The organism is Streptomyces sp. NPDC013187 (assembly GCF_042899705.1).
Classification (GTDB): Bacteria; Actinomycetota; Actinomycetes; order Streptomycetales; family Streptomycetaceae; genus Streptomyces; species Streptomyces hawaiiensis_A.
This window is the reverse complement of the sequence record NZ_JBIBAF010000002.1, coordinates 55,979-73,780: the sequence shown is the minus strand read 5'-3', so window position 1 is coordinate 73,780 and position 17,802 is coordinate 55,979. Positions and strand designations below refer to the sequence as shown.

Below are 17,802 nucleotides of genomic sequence, written 5' to 3'. Positions count from 1 at the left end.
TCTGGAGGTGTGCGCGATGCTCAGTGAACGCAGGCTTCAGGTGCTGCGCGCCATCGTCCAGGACTACGTCGGCACCGAGGAGCCGGTGGGCTCCAAGGCCCTCACCGAGCGGCACAGCCTCGGCGTCTCCCCGGCCACCGTCCGCAACGACATGGCGGCCCTGGAGGACGAGGGGTACATCGCCCAGCCGCACACCAGCGCCGGGCGCATCCCCACCGACAAGGGCTACCGGCTGTTCGTCGACAAGCTGGCCGGCGTGAAGCCGATGACAGCGCCCGAGCGGCGCGCGATCCAGAACTTCCTCGAGGGCGCCGTCGACCTCGACGACGTCGTGGCGCGCACGGTGCGGCTGCTCGCGCAGCTCACGCGCCAGGTCGCCGTCGTGCAGTACCCGTCGCTGACGCGCTCGACCGTGCGGCACGTGGAGTTGCTCGCCCTGGCGCCCGCGCGGGTGATGCTCGTGCTGATCACGGACACCGGGCGGGTCGAGCAGCGCGTGGTCGACTGCCCGGCGCCCTTCGGCGACACCTCGCTCGCGGATCTGCGCGCGCGGCTCAACAGCCGCGTGGCGAACCGCCGTTTCGCGGATGTGCCGAGTCTGGTGGAGGATCTCCCGGAGGCGTTCGAGCACGAGGACCGGGGTACGGTCTCTACGGTGCTCTCCACACTCCTGGAGACGCTCGTCGAGGAGAACGAGGAGCGGCTGATGATCGGCGGCACCGCCAATCTGACCCGCTTCGGGCATGACTTCCCCCTCACGATCCGGCCGGTGCTGGAGGCGCTGGAGGAGCAGGTCGTGCTCCTCAAGCTGCTCGGCGAGGCGAAGGATCCGGGCGTGACCGTACGGATCGGTCATGAGAACGCCCACGAAGGACTCAACTCCACGTCCGTCGTGTCGGTCGGCTACGGTTCGGGCGGCGAGGCAGTCGCCAAGCTCGGCGTGGTCGGACCGACCCGCATGGACTACCCGGGAACGATGGGAGCGGTACGCGCAGTGGCACGGTACGTCGGACAGATCCTGGCGGAGTCGTAGTGGCCACGGACTACTACGCCGTACTCGGCGTGCGCCGCGACGCGTCGCAGGAAGAGATCAAGAAGGCCTTCCGGCGGCTCGCCCGCGAGCTGCACCCGGACGTCAACCCCGATCCGAAGACCCAGGAGCGGTTCAAGGAGATCAACGCCGCTTACGAGGTGCTGTCGGACCCGCAGAAGAAGCAGGTCTACGACCTCGGCGGCGATCCGCTCTCGCAGGCCGGTGGCGGCGGCGCGGGCGGCTTCGGAGCCGGCGGCTTCGGGAACTTCTCGGACATCATGGACGCGTTCTTCGGCACGGCGTCGCAGCGCGGACCGCGCTCGCGCACCCGCCGCGGCCAGGACGCCATGATCCGTATCGAGGTCGAGCTCGACGAGGCGGCCTTCGGTACGACCAAGGACATCCAGGTCGACACGGCCGTCGTCTGCAACACCTGCAGCGGTGAGGGCGCGGCCCCGGGCACCTCCGCCCAGACGTGTGACATGTGCCGCGGCCGCGGTGAGGTGTCGCAGGTGACCCGGTCCTTCCTGGGCCAGGTCATGACGTCCCGCCCCTGCCCGCAGTGCCAGGGCTTCGGCACGGTCGTCCCGACCCCGTGCCCGGAGTGCGCCGGCGACGGCCGCGTCCGGTCCCGCCGCACGCTCACGGTCAAGATCCCGGCCGGTGTCGACAACGGCACGCGGATCCAGCTCGCCGGCGAGGGCGAGGTCGGTCCCGGCGGCGGTCCGGCCGGTGACCTCTACGTCGAGATCCACGAGCTGCCGCACAGCACGTTCCAGCGGCGCGGCGACGACCTGCACTGCACGGTGACGATCCCCATGACGGCGGCGTCCCTCGGTACGAAGGTGCCGCTGGAGACGCTCGACGGCATGGAGGAGGTCGACATCCGGCCGGGCACCCAGTCCGGCCAGTCGATCCCGCTGCACGGCCGGGGCGTCACGCACCTGCGCGGCGGCGGACGCGGCGACCTCATCGTCCACGTCGAGGTCCAGACCCCGACCAAGCTCGACCCCGAGCAGGAACGCCTGCTCCGAGAGCTCTCCAAACTCCGCGGCGAGGAACGCCCCACGGGGCAGTTCCAGCCGGGGCAGCAGGGGCTGTTCTCGCGGTTGAAGGACGCGTTCAACGGGCGCTGACGGGGGCGGTCCGGCTGCTGCCGGGGGTCCGGGGGTCGTCCCCCGGGCAGGCACAGTCGGCCGGGGCAGCAGGGGCTGTTCTCGCGGTTGAAGGACGCGTTCAACGGGCGCTGACGGGGGCGGTCCGGGCTGCTGCCGGGGGTCCGGGGGTCGTCCCCCGGGCAGGCATAGTCGGCCGGGGCAGCAGGGGTTGTTCTCGCGGTTGAAGGACGCGTTCAACGGGCGCTGACGGGGGCGGTCCGGGCTGCTGCCGGGGGTCCGGGGGTCGTCCCCCGGGCAGGCACAGTCGGCCGGGGCAGCAGGGGTTGTTCTCGCGGTTGAAGGACGCGTTCAACGGGCGCTGAACGGGCGCCTCTCGGGTAGCGGGAGGCGCTCGTTCCTCTGGTCTATGCCAGTCGGCAGGCCGGTTTCGGAGTTGTTCGGAGGACGTGACAACATGCGGTCATGTCCTCCGCACTGACCGATCTCTTCCCCCACCCGATCGTGCAGGCCCCCATGGCGGGCGGCGTCTCCGTGCCGCAGCTCGCCGCCGCCGTGTGCGAGGCGGGCGGGCTCGGGTTCCTCGCCGCCGGGTACAAGACCGCCGACGGGATGTACCAGGAGATCAAGCAGCTCCGGAGCCTCACCGGCAGGCCCTTCGGCGTCAACGTCTTCATGCCGCAGCCGGAGTACCCCGCTGCAAGCAGCGGCTCCACCGGAGCGGCTGGCGCCGCGCTCCCTTCCGCCGCCGCCGTCGACGTCTACGCCCACCAGCTGGCCGGCGAGGCCACCTGGTACGAGGCCGAGCTCGGTGATCCGGAGAGCGGACGCGACGACGGCTTCGAGGCCAAGCTCGTGGTGCTGCGCGACAACCCCGTACCGGTGGTGTCCTTCCACTTCGGCGTCCCGAACCGCGAGGTCGTCGACGCCCTGCACCGCGTCGGCACCTTCGTCCTGGCCGCCGCGACCACCCCCGACGAGGCCCGGGCCGTCGAACGGGCGGGCGCGGACGCGGTCATCGCCCAGGGCATCGAGGCCGGCGGCCACCAGGGCACCCACCGGGACATCCCCGAGACGGACGGTTCCGGCATCGGCCTGCTGTCGCTGATCGCCCAGGTCCGCGAGGCCGTGAGCATCCCGATCGTCGCCGCCGGGGGCATCATGCGCGGCAGCCAGATCGCCGGTGTCCTCGCCGCGGGCGCGAGCGCGGCCCAGCTGGGCACCGCCTTCCTCGCCACGCACGAGTCGGGGGCGAACGCCCTGCACAAGCAGGCGCTGACCAACCCCCTGTTCGTGCGTACGGAGTTGACCCGGGCCTTCTCCGGCCGCCCCGCACGCGGGCTCGTCAACCGGTTCCTGCGCGAGCACGGCCCGTACGCGCCCGCCGCCTACCCCGAGATCCACCACCTCACCTCGCCGCTGCGCAAGGCCGCCGCCAAGGCCGGGGACGCGCAGGGCATGGCGCTGTGGGCCGGGCAGGGGCACCGGATGGCGAGGGAGCTGCCCGCCGGGCAGCTGGTGGAGGTGCTGGCCGGTGAACTGGCCGCCGCCCGCGCCTCGTTGACGGGCGGGGGCGTGCTGTGACCGCGCCGGTGTTCGTGGTCGAACACTTCGACGCGGGCGGTGGCGGCCGGTACGTGCTCGACGGACCGGAAGGACGGCACGCCGTCTCCGTGAAGCGGCTGCGAGCCGGTGAGGACGTCGTGCTGACGGACGGGGCCGGCCGCTGGGCGGACTGCGTCGTACTCGACACCGAGGGCAAGGACCGGCTGATCCTCCAGCTGGACTCGGTGTCCGAGGAGCCCGCCGAGGAGCCCCGGGTCACGGTCGTCCAGGCGCTGCCCAAGGGCGACCGGGGCGAGCTCGCCGTAGAGACGATGACCGAGGTCGGCGTCGACGCGATCGTGCCGTGGGCGGCGGCGCGCTGCATCACGCAGTGGAAGGGCGACCGCGGGGTCAAGGCGCTGGGCAAGTGGCGGGCGACGGCCCGGGAGGCCGGCAAGCAGTCCCGCCGGGTGCGCTTCCCGGAGGTCGCGGAGGCGGCCACGACCAGGCAGGTCGCCGCCCTGCTGGCCGGGGCGGACTTCGCCGCCGTGCTGCACGAGAGCGGGGACACCCCCCTGGCCACGGCCGACCTGCCGTCCACCGGAGACATCGTGCTGGTCGTGGGGCCCGAGGGGGGCGTGGCGCCGGAGGAACTGGCGCTGTTCGAGGAGGCGGGGGCGCGGGCGTACCGCCTCGGGCGCAGTGTGCTGCGCACATCGACCGCCGGGACGGCCGCCGCGGCCGTGCTCCTGGCACGCACCGGACGCTGGTCCTGACTCCCCTGGCGCCACCGTGAAACTCGCACAGGTGGCCCATCTCAAGGACCCCCAGGGCGACTTGGTGGCGCTCCAGGAGTGGCTGCTGCTGCGCGGCTGACGCCTTTGCGCCCTACCGCGCGGCCTCCGTCAGTGGCAGGCTCCCCTCCATGGGGGCTTCCAGGAGGAATCGGCCGGTGCCGCGCGGGCGGCGGGTGGTGGTCGCGGCGACGTTCGCCGTGGTGGCCGTGGGCGGCGCCGTCGCCTGCGAGCCCGGCAGCGTCAGCGCCGCGTCCGTCGCGTACACCACCGACCAGACCGTGACCGAAGAACTCAACCGGCAGAAGGCGGACGTGCGGTGGCTCACGTGCACCGCCTCCTTCGGGAAGAACGGCGGGAAGCCGTCACCCTCGCCGCGTGAGCGGACCGTCGCGACCGTCGACTGCAAGGGCGAGACCGACGACGGCAAGGACATCACGGTCGAGGGCAGGGTCACCCACGCGGTGGACGGGGCGTGTGTGCGCGGGAAGATCACCGCCAAGGTGGACGGCAAGGTGTGGTTCGAGGTCGACGGCCTCGGCGACTGCGACTCCACCAGCCCGCCGCCCGTCGGCGTGCCCCCGAACGGGCAGCCCGGGCCGACGGTCACCGTGACCGTCACCCAGACCATCTGGTGCGAGCGGTACCCGGACTGCCGCCCTGTCGAGGGCAAGTGATCCGAACCCTGTCCGCGCGGCGTCGTCCCTGCATAGGGTGATCGGGTGACATCGCCTGCTTACCTCCGGTTCCCCCATGTGCACGGCGACCTGGTCGCCTTCACCGCCGAGGACGACGTGTGGCTCGCTCCACTCGACGGCGGCCGGGCCTGGCGGGTCAGCGCCGACAACATGCCGGTGACCCAGCCCCGCATCTCGCCCGACGGCACCACCGTCGCCTGGACCTCCACCCGTGACGGCGCCCCCGAGGTGTTCATCGCCCCGGTCGACGGCGGTCCGGCCAAGCGGCTGACGTACTGGGGGAGTCTCAAGACACAGGTGCGCGGCTGGACCCCGGACGGCGAAGTCCTGGCGATCAGCACCCAGGGCCAGGCGAGCCTGCGGCGCACCTGGGCGCACGCCGTCCCGCTCGACGGCGGCCCGGCCACCACCCTGCCGTACGGGCCCGTCGGCGATGTCGCCCATGGCCCGCACACGGTGCTGCTGTCCGCGCCGATGGGACGTGAGGCGGCCTGGTGGAAGCGCTACCGCGGCGGTACCGCCGGCAAGTTGTGGATCGACCGCGAGGACGACGGGGAGTTCGTGCGGCTGCACGAGGACCTCGACGGGAACATCGAGTACCCGCTGTGGGCGGGCGACAGGATCGGCTTCCTCTCCGACCACGAGGGCACCGGAGCGCTCTACTCCTCCCTCGCCGACGGCTCCGACCTGCGCAGGCACACCCCCCTTGGGGGCACCTCCCGCTCGAGCGAAGCCGAGAGTGGGGGAGGCTTCTACGCCCGGCACGCCGCGACCGACGGCACCCGGGTCGTCTACTCCAGCGCCGGTGAACTGTGGGTGCTGGACGACCTGGACGGCGCAGAGCCCCGGCGGCTGGACGTGCGGCTGGGCGGACAGCGCGCCGATCTCCAGCCGTTCCCGGTGAACGCCTCCCGGTGGTTCGGCTCGGCGTCCCCGGACCACACCGCACGCGGCAGCGCGGTCGCCGTACGCGGCTCCGTGCACTGGGTCACCCACCGCTCCGGCCCGGCCCGCGCGCTGGCGGCGACGCCGGGCGTACGGGCCCGGCTGCCCCGGACGTTCCGGGCGGACGGCGAGCAGTGGGTGGTGTGGGTGACGGACGCCGAGGGCGACGACGCGCTGGAATTCGCGCCCGCCACCGGGCTCGCCCCGGGCGCGACGCCCCGCCGGATCGCCGCCGGGCAGCTCGGCCGGGTGCTGGAACTCGCCATGGCCCCCGACGGCAGCCGCGCGGCCGTGTCCTGCCACGACGGGCGCCTGCTGCTCGTGGAGCGCGAGACGGGCGAGGTCCGCGAGGTCGACCGCAGCGACGACGGTGATGTCTCGGGCCTCGTCTTCTCCCCCGACTCGTCCTGGCTGGCCTGGTCCCACCCGGGCCCACGGCCGCTGTGCCAGCTGAAACTCGCCAACACCACCGACCTGTCGGTCACCGAGGCCACCCCGCTGCGCTTCCAGGACTACGCGCCCGCGTTCACCCTGGACGGCAAGCACCTCGCGTTCCTGTCGACGCGCTCCTTCGACCCGGTCTACGACGAGCACGTCTTCGACCTGGCCTTCGTGGTGGGCGCCCGGCCGCATCTGATCACCCTGGCGGCCACCACGCCTTCCCCGTTCGGGCCGCAGCGGCACGGCCGGTCCTTCGAGACGCCCGACCGGGAGGAGACCCCCGACAGCGAGGGCACCCCCACCACCCGCATCGACCTGGAAGGTCTCGCCGACCGCATCGTGCCCTTCCCGGTCGAGGCCGCCCGCTACACCGACCTGCGCGCCGCCAAGGACGGCGTCCTGTGGCTGCGCCACCCGGTCTCCGGGGTCCTCGGCGCGTCCCGGGCCACCCCGGACGACCCCGACCCCAAGTCCGAGCTGGAGCGCTACGACCTCGCCCAGCAGCGCGTCGAGCACCTCGCCGTCGACGCCGACCACTTCGCGGTCAGCGGCGACGGAAAGCGGGTGCTGCTGTGGACCGACGGGCGGCTGAAGGTCGTCCCCAGCGACCGGCGCGCCTCCGGCGACGACGACAGTGACTCCAACATCACCGTCGACCTGGGCCGCGTGCGCCAGTTCGTCGACCCGGCGGCCGAGTGGCGCCAGATGTTCGACGAGAACGGCCGCATCATGCGCGACCACTTCTGGCGGCCGGACATGAGCGGCGTGGACTGGGACGGCGTCCTCGACCGCTACCGCCCGGTCGTGGAGCGGCTCGCCACCCACGACGACCTGGTCGACCTGCTGTGGGAGGTCCAGGGCGAGCTCGGCACCTCGCACGCCTACGTCATCCCGCGCGGCGGCCACGGCGGCGGCCCCCGGCAGGGCCTGCTCGGTGCCGACATCTCCCGCCACGAGGACGGCAGTTGGCGGGTCGACCGCATCCTGCCCTCCGAGACCTCCGACCCGGACGCCCGTAGCCCGCTGGCCGCGCCGGGCGTCGCGGTACGCCCCGGAGACGCCGTCGTTGCGGTCGCCGGACAGCCGGTCGACCCCGTTCTCGGCCCGGGCCCGCTGCTGATCGGCACGGCGAACAAGCCGGTGGAGCTGACGATCTCCCCGTCCGGCGGCGGCGACCCCCGGCACGCCGTCGTCGTCCCGGTCGCCGACGAGGAACCCCTGCGCTACCACGCCTGGGTCGCCGACCGCCGCGCCTACGTCCACGAGAAGTCCGGCGGCCGCCTCGGCTATCTGCACGTCCCCGACATGCAGGCCCCCGGCTGGGCCCAGATCCACCGCGACCTGCGCGTCGAGGTCGCCCGAGAGGGCCTGGTCGTCGACGTCCGCGAGAACCGCGGCGGCCACACCTCCCAGCTGGTCGTCGAGAAACTGGCCCGACGCATCGTCGGCTGGGCCGTCCCACGCGGCATGCGCCCCTACAGCTACCCGGAGGACGCCCCGCGCGGCCCCGTCGTCGCCGTCGCCAACGAGTTCTCCGGCTCCGACGGCGACATCGTCAACGCGGCGATCAAGGCCCTGGGCCTCGGCCCGGTCGTCGGCACCCGCACCTGGGGCGGCGTCATCGGCATCGACAGCCGCTACCGTCTGGTCGACGGCACCCTGGTCACCCAGCCCAAGTACGCCTTCTGGCTGGAGGGCTACGAATGGGGAGTGGAGAACCACGGCGTGGATCCCGACGTGGAGGTCGTGCAGCGCCCGCAGGACTACGCGGCGGACAGGGACACCCAACTGGACGAGGCAATCAGGCTGGCGTTGGAGGCACTGGAGTCCAGTCCGGCCAAAACGCCGCCGACTGTGCCCACCTCTTAGGGGCGCGGGGCTGTATCCATGTGCGGCTCCGCCGCGTGGGCGCGACCAGCCACAACGCACCCGCACTCGACGACGATACGATGCCCACCCGGACCACATTCGGCCAACCCCCGGAGGGAAAATGGCAGGGGAGCCCCAGGAAGACTGCCTGTTCTGCAAGATCGTCGCAGGCACCATCCCGGCGACGATCGTCCGTCAGACGGAGACGACCGTCGCGTTCCGCGACATCAACCCCCAGGCCCCCACCCACGTCCTGATCATCCCCAAGGCGCACCACGAGAACGCCGCCGCCCTCGCCGCCGCCGACCCGGCCCTCACCGCGGACGTGCTCCGCGAGGCCCAGGCCGTCGCCGACGAGGAGAAGCTCGACAGCTACCGCCTCGTCTTCAACACGGGCAGCGGCGCCGGCCAGACGGTCTGGCACGTGCACGGCCACGTGCTCGGCGGCCGCGGCCTCGAATGGCCCCCCGGGTAGTCCGCCTTGTCCGTACGTGAACTCGTGGTCCTCGGCACCGCCAGTCAGGTCCCGACCCGGCACCGCAACCACAACGGCTACCTGCTGCGGTGGGACGGCGAGGGCATCCTCTTCGACCCCGGCGAGGGCACGCAGCGCCAGATGCTGCGCGCCGGGGTCGCCGCGCACGACCTGAACCGGATCTGCGTCACGCACTTCCACGGCGATCACTCCCTCGGCCTCGCCGGTGTGATCCAGCGCATCAACCTCGACAAGGTCCCGCACGAGATCACCGCCCACTACCCCCGCTCCGGGCAGCGCTTCTTCGACCGGCTCCGGTACGCCACCGCCTACCGCGAGACCGTCGGCATCACCGAGGCGCCGGTCGCCGCGGACGGGCCCCTCGCCCGTACGGACGGCTACACGATCGAGGCCCGCAAGCTGTCGCACCCGGTGGAGTCGTACGGCTACCGGATCGTCGAGCCCGACGGCCGCCGCATGCTGCCGGAGCGGCTCGCGGCGCACGGCATCAAGGGGCCGGACGTGGGCCGGGTGCAGCGTGAGGGCTCGCTCGGCGGCATCTCGCTGGAGGACGTCAGCGAGGTGCGGCGCGGACAGCGGTTCGCGTTCGTCATGGACACCCGGCTGTGCGACGGCGTGCACGCGCTGGCCGAGGGCTGCGACATGCTCGTCATCGAGTCGACGTTCCTCGACGAGGACGAGGAACTCGCCGTGGAGCACGGCCATCTGACGGCCGGTCAGGCTGCCCGGGTGGCCCGGGACGCCGGTGTGCGCCACCTCGTGCTGACCCACTTCAGCCAGCGCTATACCGATCCCGACGAGTTCGAGCGGCAGGCCCGGGCCGCCGGGTACGACGGTGAGCTGACGGTGGCCCACGATCTACTCAGGGTGCCGGTTCCGAAGCGTCGGTGAAACGGCCGTACGATGAGTTGATGTCCCTCCCCAAAGCCGAACTGCACCTTCACATCGAAGGCACCCTGGAACCGGAACTCGCCTTCGAGCTCGCCGCGCGCAACGGCGTCACACTGCCCTACGCCGACACGGACGAGCTGCGCGAGGCCTACCGGTTCGAGGACCTGCAGTCCTTCCTGAACCTGTACTACGAACTCATGGCCGTCCTGCGCACCGAGCGGGACTTCGAGGACCTGGCGAACGCCTATCTCGCCCGGGCCGCCGCCCAGGGCGTGCGGCACGCGGAGATCTTCTTCGACCCGCAGGCCCATACCGGCCGCGGCGTCGAGATCGGCACCGTCGTCGAGGGGCTGTGGCGGGCGCTGGGGAACAGCGAGGCCAACCACGGCGTCTCGACCCGGCTGATCCTGTGCTTCCTGCGCGACGAGTCCGCCGAGTCCGCCCTGGCCACACTGGACGCGGCCAAGCCGTACCTGGACCGGATCACCGGTGTCGGCCTCGACTCCGCCGAGGTCGGACACCCTCCGGTGAAGTTCCGCGAGGTCTACGAGGCCGCCGCCGCACTCGGTCTGCGGCGGGTCGCGCACGCCGGTGAGGAGGGCCCGCCGGAGTACATCACCGAGGCGCTGGACATCCTCGGCGTGGAGCGCGTCGACCACGGGCTGCGCTGTGTGGAGGACCCGGCGCTGGTGGAGCGGCTGGTGCGCGACCGGGTACCGCTGACGCTGTGCCCGCTGTCCAACGTCCGGCTGCGCACGGTCGACACCCTCGCCGACCACCCGCTGCCCGCCATGCTCGACGCGGGCCTCATGTGCACGGTCAACTCCGACGACCCGGCCTACTTCGGCGGCTACGCGGGCGACAACTTCGACGCCGTGCGCGCCACCCTCGGCCTGACCGATGAGCGGCTGCGCGAGCTGGCCCGCAACTCCTTCCTCGCCTCCTTCCTGGAGGACGACGAGGAGCTGCGGGCGCGGTATCTCGCCGAGGTGGAGTCGTACACCTTCGGTTAGCTACAGGCAGGTCTCAGAAGACCTCCGACCCCGCCTTGTCGTAGGCACGCTGGGCGGGGACGGCCGGGGTCTCCACCTCGATCTCCACCACCGGCTGTTCCGGGGCACCGATCTCGGGAACCGCGCCCGTGGGCGCACCCGGGGCGGCGGCGACCAGGGCGGCCGGGTGCCCGCCGCGGCGGCGGATCGCGCCGGGCAGCAGCGGACGTCCGCCGGTGTGCAGGGCGACGGCGGTCATCGGCAGGGCGATCACCAGCAGTCCCGCGCCGAGGACCGCGCCCATGACCGGGAATCCGGCCTGCGCCGACAGCACACTGCCGGTCAGCGGCCCGGCGGCGGTGCCCAGCGAGGACGCCGAGCCGACCAGTACCGCCCAGCGGCCGCGCGGGTCGAGCGAGGCGGCGAGGCCGATGAGGTACGACAGCACCACCGGGTAGAGCGTGTTCCAGGCGATCTCGCCGGCCGCGAAGCTCCCCAGGTCGGTCGCGGAGGCGCTGAGCGCGATGCAGGCGGCGATGAGGACGGTGCCGCCGCCGATGGGTATCGCGCGTCCGAGGCGGGCCCCGAGTGCGCCGGCCGCGAGGACCCCGGCCAGGCCGGCGCCCAGCCCGAGGGCGAAGACCACACCGACGGTGGCCTCGCCGAGGTGCACCTGCTCGAGGCCGATCCGCCCGCTCACGCCCCACAGAGAGTTCTGGGCGAGCGACCAGCACACCATCGCGGCGGCCAGCAGAAGCCCCGAACGGGCGTGTGGCAGCCGGGCGTTGTCGTGCCGGGTGGGCGCGACGGGCGTGCCGACGGGCAGCCGGCCGGTGAGCGGCCAGACCGCCAGGGCCGTGAGGGCGATCGCGGCCAGCGGCAGACCGTGGCCCGGGCCGAGGTGCGGCACCGTCAGATACACGGCGCCCGCGAGGGCGGAGACGCTGAGCAGCCCGGCCGTGGAGGCCCGGTGCGGATCGCGCTCACCGGCGATGAGGGTCGCCGCGACGGTGGTGGCCGTGCCGGAGCCGAACCCGCCGACGATCGCGCCGGCGACGACGGCGGGGATCGCGGTGGTCAGGGCGGCGGCGCCGTAGCCGAGCAGGGCCAGGGCGAGGCCGAGCCGGGCGAGGGTGCGGGCTCCGACCCGCTCGACCCGGGAGGCCAGGGCGAACCCGGCGGCGGCCGAACTCAGCAGCAGGGCGCTGCCGACGGCACCGGCCTGGGTGGCGGAGAGCGGAAGGTCCGAGTCGAGCCTGCCGACGGTGGTGGGCAGCAGATACGGAGCGAGGTACCCGGCCGTGAAAAGGGCGACGAGGGGCCAGGGAGTGGTGCGGGGGGCGAACACGGGCGTTCCCAGGGCATGCGAAAGGAGCGGGGGAAAAGGGGGGTTGGGCGACGACCGTCGACGGACAGGAACGCGCGAGCAATTTGTATCAAGCACGTAGTCACCCACGGGAGCCCGGGGTGTGTGATCTGGGGCACGTTGTGTTTGGGGTGGTGAAGCCCGGGTAAACGAGCGCCTTTCGTCAGGCGTCGAGCGGGCTTTCGGCGACGCTCGTGGGCGCCTTCGCTAGCGCCAGTGCACCGAACCGGGCCCCGTCGGAACGGTCGCCTCGGCCTTCGCCCGGATCTCCCGCATCACGGCCACGATCCGCTTCTCGTGCGCGGGCGTGAGCCGGGCGACCGGCACGGAGCAGCTGATCGCGTCCTGCGCCGGGGTGTCGTAGCGCAGCGCGAATCCGAAGCCGACGATGCCGGGCACGCCCTCCTCGCGGTCCTCGGACCAGCCGCGTGACCGGATCCGTGCGAGGTCGGCCGCCAGGGACTCCCTGCTCGTGTGCGAGTTCGGGGTGAGCCTCTCGTACGGCCCCTCGGGCAGCTCGCCGTCCGGGCGTTCCGCCAGCAGGGCCTTGCCGAGGGCTCCGGCGTGCGCGGGCAGGCGCCGTCCCACCCGGCTGATCGTGCGCAGGTACTCGTGCGACTCCCGCGTGGCCAGGTACGCCACGTCCCGGCCGTCCAGCCTGCCCATGTGGATGGTCTCACCGAGCGCCTCGGACGCCTCGTCGAGGTACGGCCGTACGGCCCGGACGCGGGGGTCGGAGTCGAGGTAGCTCGTGCCGGTGAGCAGGGCGTGGATGCCGATGCCGTACAGGGAGCCGGTGATGTCGGTGCGGACCCAGCCGCGTGAGATCAGGGTCTGCAGCAGGGCGTACATCGAGCTGCGCGGCACGCCGAGTTCACCGGCCAGCTCCTGGAGCCGGGCCGGGCGGTCGCCGCGCGCGGCGAGGAGTTCCAGCAGCTCGACCGTGCGCGCCGCGGACTTCACTTCGCGGACGCCCCCTGTGTCTGACATGCGCCGATGGTAATCGTGCCGCCCGGGCGGTTGACGTTCCCATACCCAACCCGCATTCTCATACATGGATGACATCTACATGGGGAGACGACTTCGTGAACCTCACCATCACCGACGTACGGCTCACACCGATCCTGGTCGCCGACCCGCCGCTGCTGAACACCCAGGGCGTGCACCAGCCGTACACCCCCCGGCTGATCGTCGAGGTCGTCACGGCGGACGGGATCACCGGCGTGGGGGAGACCTACGGCGACGCCAAGTACCTGGAGCTCGCCCGGCCCTTCGCCGAGCGGCTGAAGGGGCGCCAGGTCAGCGATCCGAACGGCCTGTTCACGGTCGCGGACCAGGTCGCGGTGGACGCCTCCCGCGTCGAGAACGCGGTCGACGTCGGCGGGCTGCGCGGTGTCCAGACCGCCGACAAGCTGCGGCTGTCCGTCCTCTCCGGCTTCGAGGTCGCCTGTCTGGACGCCCTCGGCAAGGCGATCGGACTGCCCGTGCACGCGCTGCTCGGCGGCAAGGTGCGCGACGCGGTCGAGTACAGCGCCTATCTGTTCTACAAGTGGGCCGGCCACCCCGAGGGCGTGCCGGCCGAGAAGGACGACTGGGGCGCCGCCCTCGACCCGGCCGGGGTGGTGGAGCAGGCCCGGCGGTTCACCGAGCGCTACGGCTTCACCTCCTTCAAGCTCAAGGGCGGCGTCTTCCCGCCCGACGAGGAGATCGCCGCGGTCAAGGCCCTTGCCGAGGCCTTTCCCGGGCACCCGCTGCGGCTCGACCCGAACGGTGCCTGGTCCGTGGAGACGTCCGTGACGGTGGCTCGGGAGCTCGGGGACGTCCTCGAGTACCTGGAGGACCCGGCGCTCGGCACACCCGCCATGGCCGAGGTCGCCCAGCGCACCGGCGTGCCGCTCGCCACCAACATGTGCGTGACGACGTTCGCCGAGATCGAGGAGGCTTTCACCCGGGATGCCGTCCAAGTGGTCCTCTCGGACCACCACTACTGGGGCGGACTGCGCAACACCCAGCAGCTCGCCGCCGTCTGCCGCACCTTCGGGGTCGGCGTGTCGATGCACTCCAACACCCACCTCGGCATCTCGCTCGCGGCGATGACCCACGTCGCGGCCACCGTCCCGAACCTCCATCACGCCTGCGACTCCCACTACCCCTGGCAGTCCGAGGACGTCCTCACCGAGCGGCTCGCCTTCGAGGACGGCAGGGTCGCCGTGTCCGACGCGCCCGGCCTCGGTGTGGAGCTCGACCACGAGCGGCTGGCCGCACTGCATCAGCGGTGGCTGGACGACGACGGCGCCCTGCGGGACCGCGACGACGCGGCGGCGATGCGGATCGCCGACCCGGACTGGGCGGTCCCCGCGATGCCCCGCTGGTAGGGCCCGCCGAGGTCATGGCGGGGCCGCGGGAGAGCCCGGCGCGAGCTCACGGGACGGATGGGTCCGGCGTGATCGGCGTCACGTCGTCGGTGATGTGGTGCAGACTGGCCTGATCCGCACCACGTCAGGGAGCGCATCGTGACCGCGTCCACCGCCCCGGCCGGAAAGGGCCCGGCCGGAAAGGCATCGCACCGCCAGAGCCAGGTCGATCCCCTCGCCCCGCTGCGCACACCGGACGACCCGCCCTGGGACGTCTACCTCACCGGCACCGTCTTCCTGGACATCATCTTCACCGGCCTCGACTCCGCCCCGGTGCGCGGGACGGAGTCCTGGGCGCGCGGGATGGGGTCGAGCCCCGGCGGCGTCGCCAACATGGCGACGGCCCTGGCCCGCCTCGGCCTGCGCACGTCCCTCGCGGCGGCCTTCGGCGACGACCACTACGGCGACTACTGCTGGGACGCCCTGGAGCACGGCGAGGGCATCGACCTCTCCCCGTCGCGCACGGTGCCCGGCTGGCACTCCCCGGTGACCGTCTCCATGGCTTACGAGGGGGAGCGCACGATGGTCTCGCACGGCCACGAGCCACCCCCCGAGGAGCCCGCCCCCGCATCCCCCTCCCGCGCGCGTGCCGCCGTCGCCTCCCTCGCTCCGGGCGTGAGCGCGCCCTGGATCGCCCAGGCCGCGAGCAACGGCACCCGGGTGTTCGGCGACGTCGGCTGGGACGACACCGGCGCGTGGGACCTGGCGGGCCTGCCCGACCTGCGGCACTGCGAGGCGTTCCTGCCGAACGCGGAGGAGGCCATGCGGTACACGGGCGCGGACTGCCCCCGGGCCGCCGCCCACGCCCTGACCGAGTATGTGCCGCTCGCCGTGGTCACCCTCGGCGCCGACGGGGCGTACGCGGTGGACCGGCGGACGGGGGAGACGGCGGAGGTGCCGGCCATCGCCGTCGAGGCGCTCGATCCGACCGGCGCCGGAGACGTGTTCGTCGCCGGGTTCGTGACCGGGACCCTGGCGGACTGGCCGCTCGCCGACCGGCTGGCCTTCGCCGGGCTGACGGCGGCGCTGTCGGTGCAGGAGTTCGGGGGGTCGCTGTCGGCGCCGGGGTGGTCGGAGATCGCGGCGTGGTGGCGGAAGGTGCAGTCGGTCGAGGGGCAGTCACCGGCGGCGCTGGAGAGGTACGGGTTCCTGGCGGGGCTCGTGTCGGAGGAGTTGGTGAGGCCCTGGCCGTTGCGGAGGGCTGTCCCCACGATCGGCTTCCGGCGCTCGGCGTGACCCCCTGGCCTGCCAGGGGGCTCCGCCCCCTGGACCCCCGACCTGCACCCACCCACCGCCCGTACCTGTCGGCCGAGAAGTGCCGTCGCCTCCGAAGCGGTCGGTCATGAAGTGCCGTCGCCTCCGGTGCGGTCGGCCAAGAAGTGCCGTCGCCTCCGGTGCGGTCGGCCGAGAAGTGCTCTCGCCTCCGGTGCGGTCGGTCGAGAAGTGCCGTCGCCCGAGAAGCGGTCGGTCGAGGGTGCTGCCGTTGCCTCCCCTTTCCGACCCCGCCGTCAAAACCCCTACGGCGTTGTCAGTCCCCCGTCGTACCCTGGGAATCGCGAGGCCGCCCTCAGCTGTGCGGCCGTGACGAGGAGGAACCGCAGGCCTTCAGCGCCGGCCCATGACTCAATCATCGACAGCTCACACCCCCGCGCAGGAACAGGCGAGAGCACAGCTCACCGTCCCCGCCCAGCACCCCATGGTGACCGTTCTGGGGTCCGGCGATTCCCTCCTGCGCGTGATCGAGAAGGCCTTCCCGGCGGCCGACATCCACGTCCGGGGCAATGAGATCAGCGCGGTCGGCGACCCGAAGGACGTCGCCCTCATTTCGCGCGTGTTCGACGAGATGATGCTGGTGCTCCGCACCGGGCAGCCGATGACGGAGGACGCAGTGGAACGCTCGATCGCCATGCTGAAGGCGAGCGACAACGGCGAGAGCGACGGCCAGGAGACCCCGGCCGAGGTGCTCACCCAGAACATCCTGTCCTCGCGCGGCCGCACGATCCGCCCCAAGACGCTCAACCAGAAGCGCTACGTCGACGCCATCGACAAGCACACGATCGTCTTCGGCATCGGCCCGGCGGGCACCGGCAAGACGTACCTGGCCATGGCCAAGGCCGTGCAGGCCCTGCAGTCCAAGCAGGTCAACCGCATCATCCTGACCCGCCCGGCGGTCGAGGCCGGAGAGCGGCTCGGCTTCCTCCCGGGCACGCTCTACGAGAAGATCGACCCGTACCTGCGCCCGCTCTACGACGCGCTGCACGACATGCTCGACCCGGACTCGATTCCCCGACTGATGGCTGCGGGGACTATTGAAGTGGCGCCGCTGGCGTACATGCGGGGAAGAACCCTCAATGACGCCTTCATCATCCTGGACGAGGCCCAGAACACCAGCCCCGAGCAGATGAAGATGTTCCTCACCCGCCTCGGCTTCGACTCGAAGATCGTGATCACGGGTGACGTGACGCAGGTCGACCTCCCGGACGGGACGAAGAGCGGTCTGCGGCAGGTGCAGGACATCCTGGACGGCGTGGACGACGTCCACTTCTCCCGGCTGTCGTCGCAGGACGTGGTCCGGCACAAGCTGGTGGGCCGTATCGTCGACGCGTACGAGAAGTACGACACCACGCACGGCACCCAGAACGGCGCACACAAGGGCCGCGGCAAGTCCGGGCACAAGGGGAAGTAGACACACACAGCACCATGTCGATCGACGTCAACAACGAGTCCGGCACCGAGGTCGACGAGCAGGCGATCCTCGACATCGCCCGCTACGCGCTCGCCAGGATGCGCATCCACCCGCTCTCCGAGCTTTCGGTGATCGTCGTGGACGCCGACGCCATGGAGCAGCTCCACATCCAGTGGATGGACCTCCCCGGCCCCACGGATGTCATGTCCTTCCCCATGGACGAGCTGCGCCCGCCGTCCAAGGACGACGACGAGCCGCCGCAGGGCCTGCTCGGCGACATCGTGCTGTGCCCCGAGGTCGCCGAGAAGCAGGGCAAGGACGCGGAGACGCAGCACTCCATGGACGAGGAGCTCCAGCTCCTCACCGTCCACGGCGTGCTGCACCTGCTGGGCTACGACCACGAGGAGCCGGACGAGAAGGCCGAGATGTTCGGCCTCCAGGCGGCCATCGTGGACGGCTGGCGCGCGGAGCGGGGCCTGACCGGCCCGTCCCCGGCGCCGACGGTCTCGTAACGCCC

Annotated in this window: 15 protein-coding genes; 13 read left to right on the top strand and 2 right to left on the bottom strand. The window is 72.2% G+C overall.

The genetic code is table 11. The annotated features are described in order from the left end of the window. The first annotated feature begins 16 nt into the window (after positions 1 to 16). The 9 genes from hrcA (at position 17) to ACFY5B_RS03480 (ending at position 10,840) form a co-directional block, all read left to right on the top strand. Positions 17 to 1,033 (top strand): heat-inducible transcriptional repressor HrcA, encoded by a 1,017-nt coding sequence (gene hrcA, locus ACFY5B_RS03520; RefSeq protein ID WP_389963888.1) that lies wholly within the window; start codon positions 17 to 19, stop codon positions 1,031 to 1,033. Then, positions 1,033 to 2,169 carry a molecular chaperone DnaJ gene (dnaJ, locus tag ACFY5B_RS03515; protein WP_142164010.1) on the top strand — a complete coding sequence of 379 codons (1,137 nt, stop codon included), beginning with the start codon at positions 1,033 to 1,035 and terminating at the stop codon, positions 2,167 to 2,169. Before hrcA ends, dnaJ begins: the two co-directional genes overlap by 1 nt. A gap of 444 nt (positions 2,170 to 2,613) precedes the next feature. Continuing rightward, on the top strand, positions 2,614 to 3,732 hold the full coding sequence (locus ACFY5B_RS03510) for a nitronate monooxygenase (protein ID WP_389963885.1): 1,119 nt from the start codon (positions 2,614 to 2,616) through the stop codon (positions 3,730 to 3,732). Continuing rightward, complete coding sequence (locus ACFY5B_RS03505; protein ID WP_389963882.1) at positions 3,729 to 4,469, top strand: 16S rRNA (uracil(1498)-N(3))-methyltransferase; 741 nt, start codon at positions 3,729 to 3,731, stop codon at positions 4,467 to 4,469. The genes ACFY5B_RS03510 and ACFY5B_RS03505 overlap by 4 nt, the downstream gene beginning before the upstream one ends. A 149-nt stretch (positions 4,470 to 4,618) precedes the next feature. Beyond that, positions 4,619 to 5,164, top strand: a complete 546-nt coding sequence (locus ACFY5B_RS03500) for a hypothetical protein (RefSeq protein ID WP_389963879.1) — start codon at positions 4,619 to 4,621, stop codon at positions 5,162 to 5,164. A 45-nt stretch (positions 5,165 to 5,209) separates the two neighbouring features. Then, positions 5,210 to 8,440: a S41 family peptidase gene (locus ACFY5B_RS03495; RefSeq protein ID WP_389963876.1), complete on the top strand. Its 3,231-nt coding sequence runs from the start codon at positions 5,210 to 5,212 to the stop codon at positions 8,438 to 8,440. Between the two features lie 121 nt (positions 8,441 to 8,561). Next, positions 8,562 to 8,915 (top strand): histidine triad nucleotide-binding protein, encoded by a 354-nt coding sequence (locus ACFY5B_RS03490; RefSeq protein WP_104780643.1) that lies wholly within the window; start codon positions 8,562 to 8,564, stop codon positions 8,913 to 8,915. A 6-nt stretch (positions 8,916 to 8,921) separates the two neighbouring features. Continuing rightward, entirely contained in the window at positions 8,922 to 9,827 is a 906-nt protein-coding gene (locus tag ACFY5B_RS03485) for a ribonuclease Z (protein ID WP_389963873.1), read from the top strand. A 20-nt stretch (positions 9,828 to 9,847) separates the two neighbouring features. Then, on the top strand, positions 9,848 to 10,840 hold the full coding sequence (locus tag ACFY5B_RS03480) for an adenosine deaminase (protein WP_389963870.1): 993 nt from the start codon (positions 9,848 to 9,850) through the stop codon (positions 10,838 to 10,840). A 13-nt stretch (positions 10,841 to 10,853) separates the two neighbouring features. On the opposite strand, the gene ACFY5B_RS03475 is transcribed toward ACFY5B_RS03480, so the two are convergent. Then, a complete protein-coding gene (locus ACFY5B_RS03475) occupies positions 10,854 to 12,167 on the bottom strand; it encodes an MFS transporter (RefSeq protein WP_389963868.1) in 1,314 nt (437 codons plus the stop codon). Positions 12,168 to 12,392: 225 nt separating this feature from the next. Further along, on the bottom strand, positions 12,393 to 13,175 hold the full coding sequence (locus tag ACFY5B_RS03470) for an IclR family transcriptional regulator (RefSeq protein WP_389963864.1): 783 nt from the start codon (positions 13,173 to 13,175) through the stop codon (positions 12,393 to 12,395). Positions 13,176 to 13,243: 68 nt separating this feature from the next. On the opposite strand from ACFY5B_RS03470, the gene ACFY5B_RS03465 reads away from it, so the two are divergent. The 4 genes from ACFY5B_RS03465 (at position 13,244) to ybeY (ending at position 17,797) form a co-directional block, all read left to right on the top strand. Further along, positions 13,244 to 14,560, top strand: coding sequence for a glucarate dehydratase family protein (locus tag ACFY5B_RS03465; protein ID WP_389963860.1), 1,317 nt, complete (start codon positions 13,244 to 13,246; stop codon positions 14,558 to 14,560). A 138-nt stretch (positions 14,561 to 14,698) separates the two neighbouring features. Continuing rightward, positions 14,699 to 15,835: a carbohydrate kinase family protein gene (locus ACFY5B_RS03460; protein ID WP_389963857.1), complete on the top strand. Its 1,137-nt coding sequence runs from the start codon at positions 14,699 to 14,701 to the stop codon at positions 15,833 to 15,835. Positions 15,836 to 16,217: 382 nt separating this feature from the next. Continuing rightward, positions 16,218 to 17,285, top strand: coding sequence for a PhoH family protein (locus ACFY5B_RS03455; RefSeq protein ID WP_389963854.1), 1,068 nt, complete (start codon positions 16,218 to 16,220; stop codon positions 17,283 to 17,285). Positions 17,286 to 17,299: 14 nt separating this feature from the next. After that, on the top strand, positions 17,300 to 17,797 hold the full coding sequence (gene ybeY, locus ACFY5B_RS03450; protein WP_190898580.1) for an rRNA maturation RNase YbeY: 498 nt from the start codon (positions 17,300 to 17,302) through the stop codon (positions 17,795 to 17,797). The last annotated feature ends 5 nt before the right edge of the window (positions 17,798 to 17,802 follow it).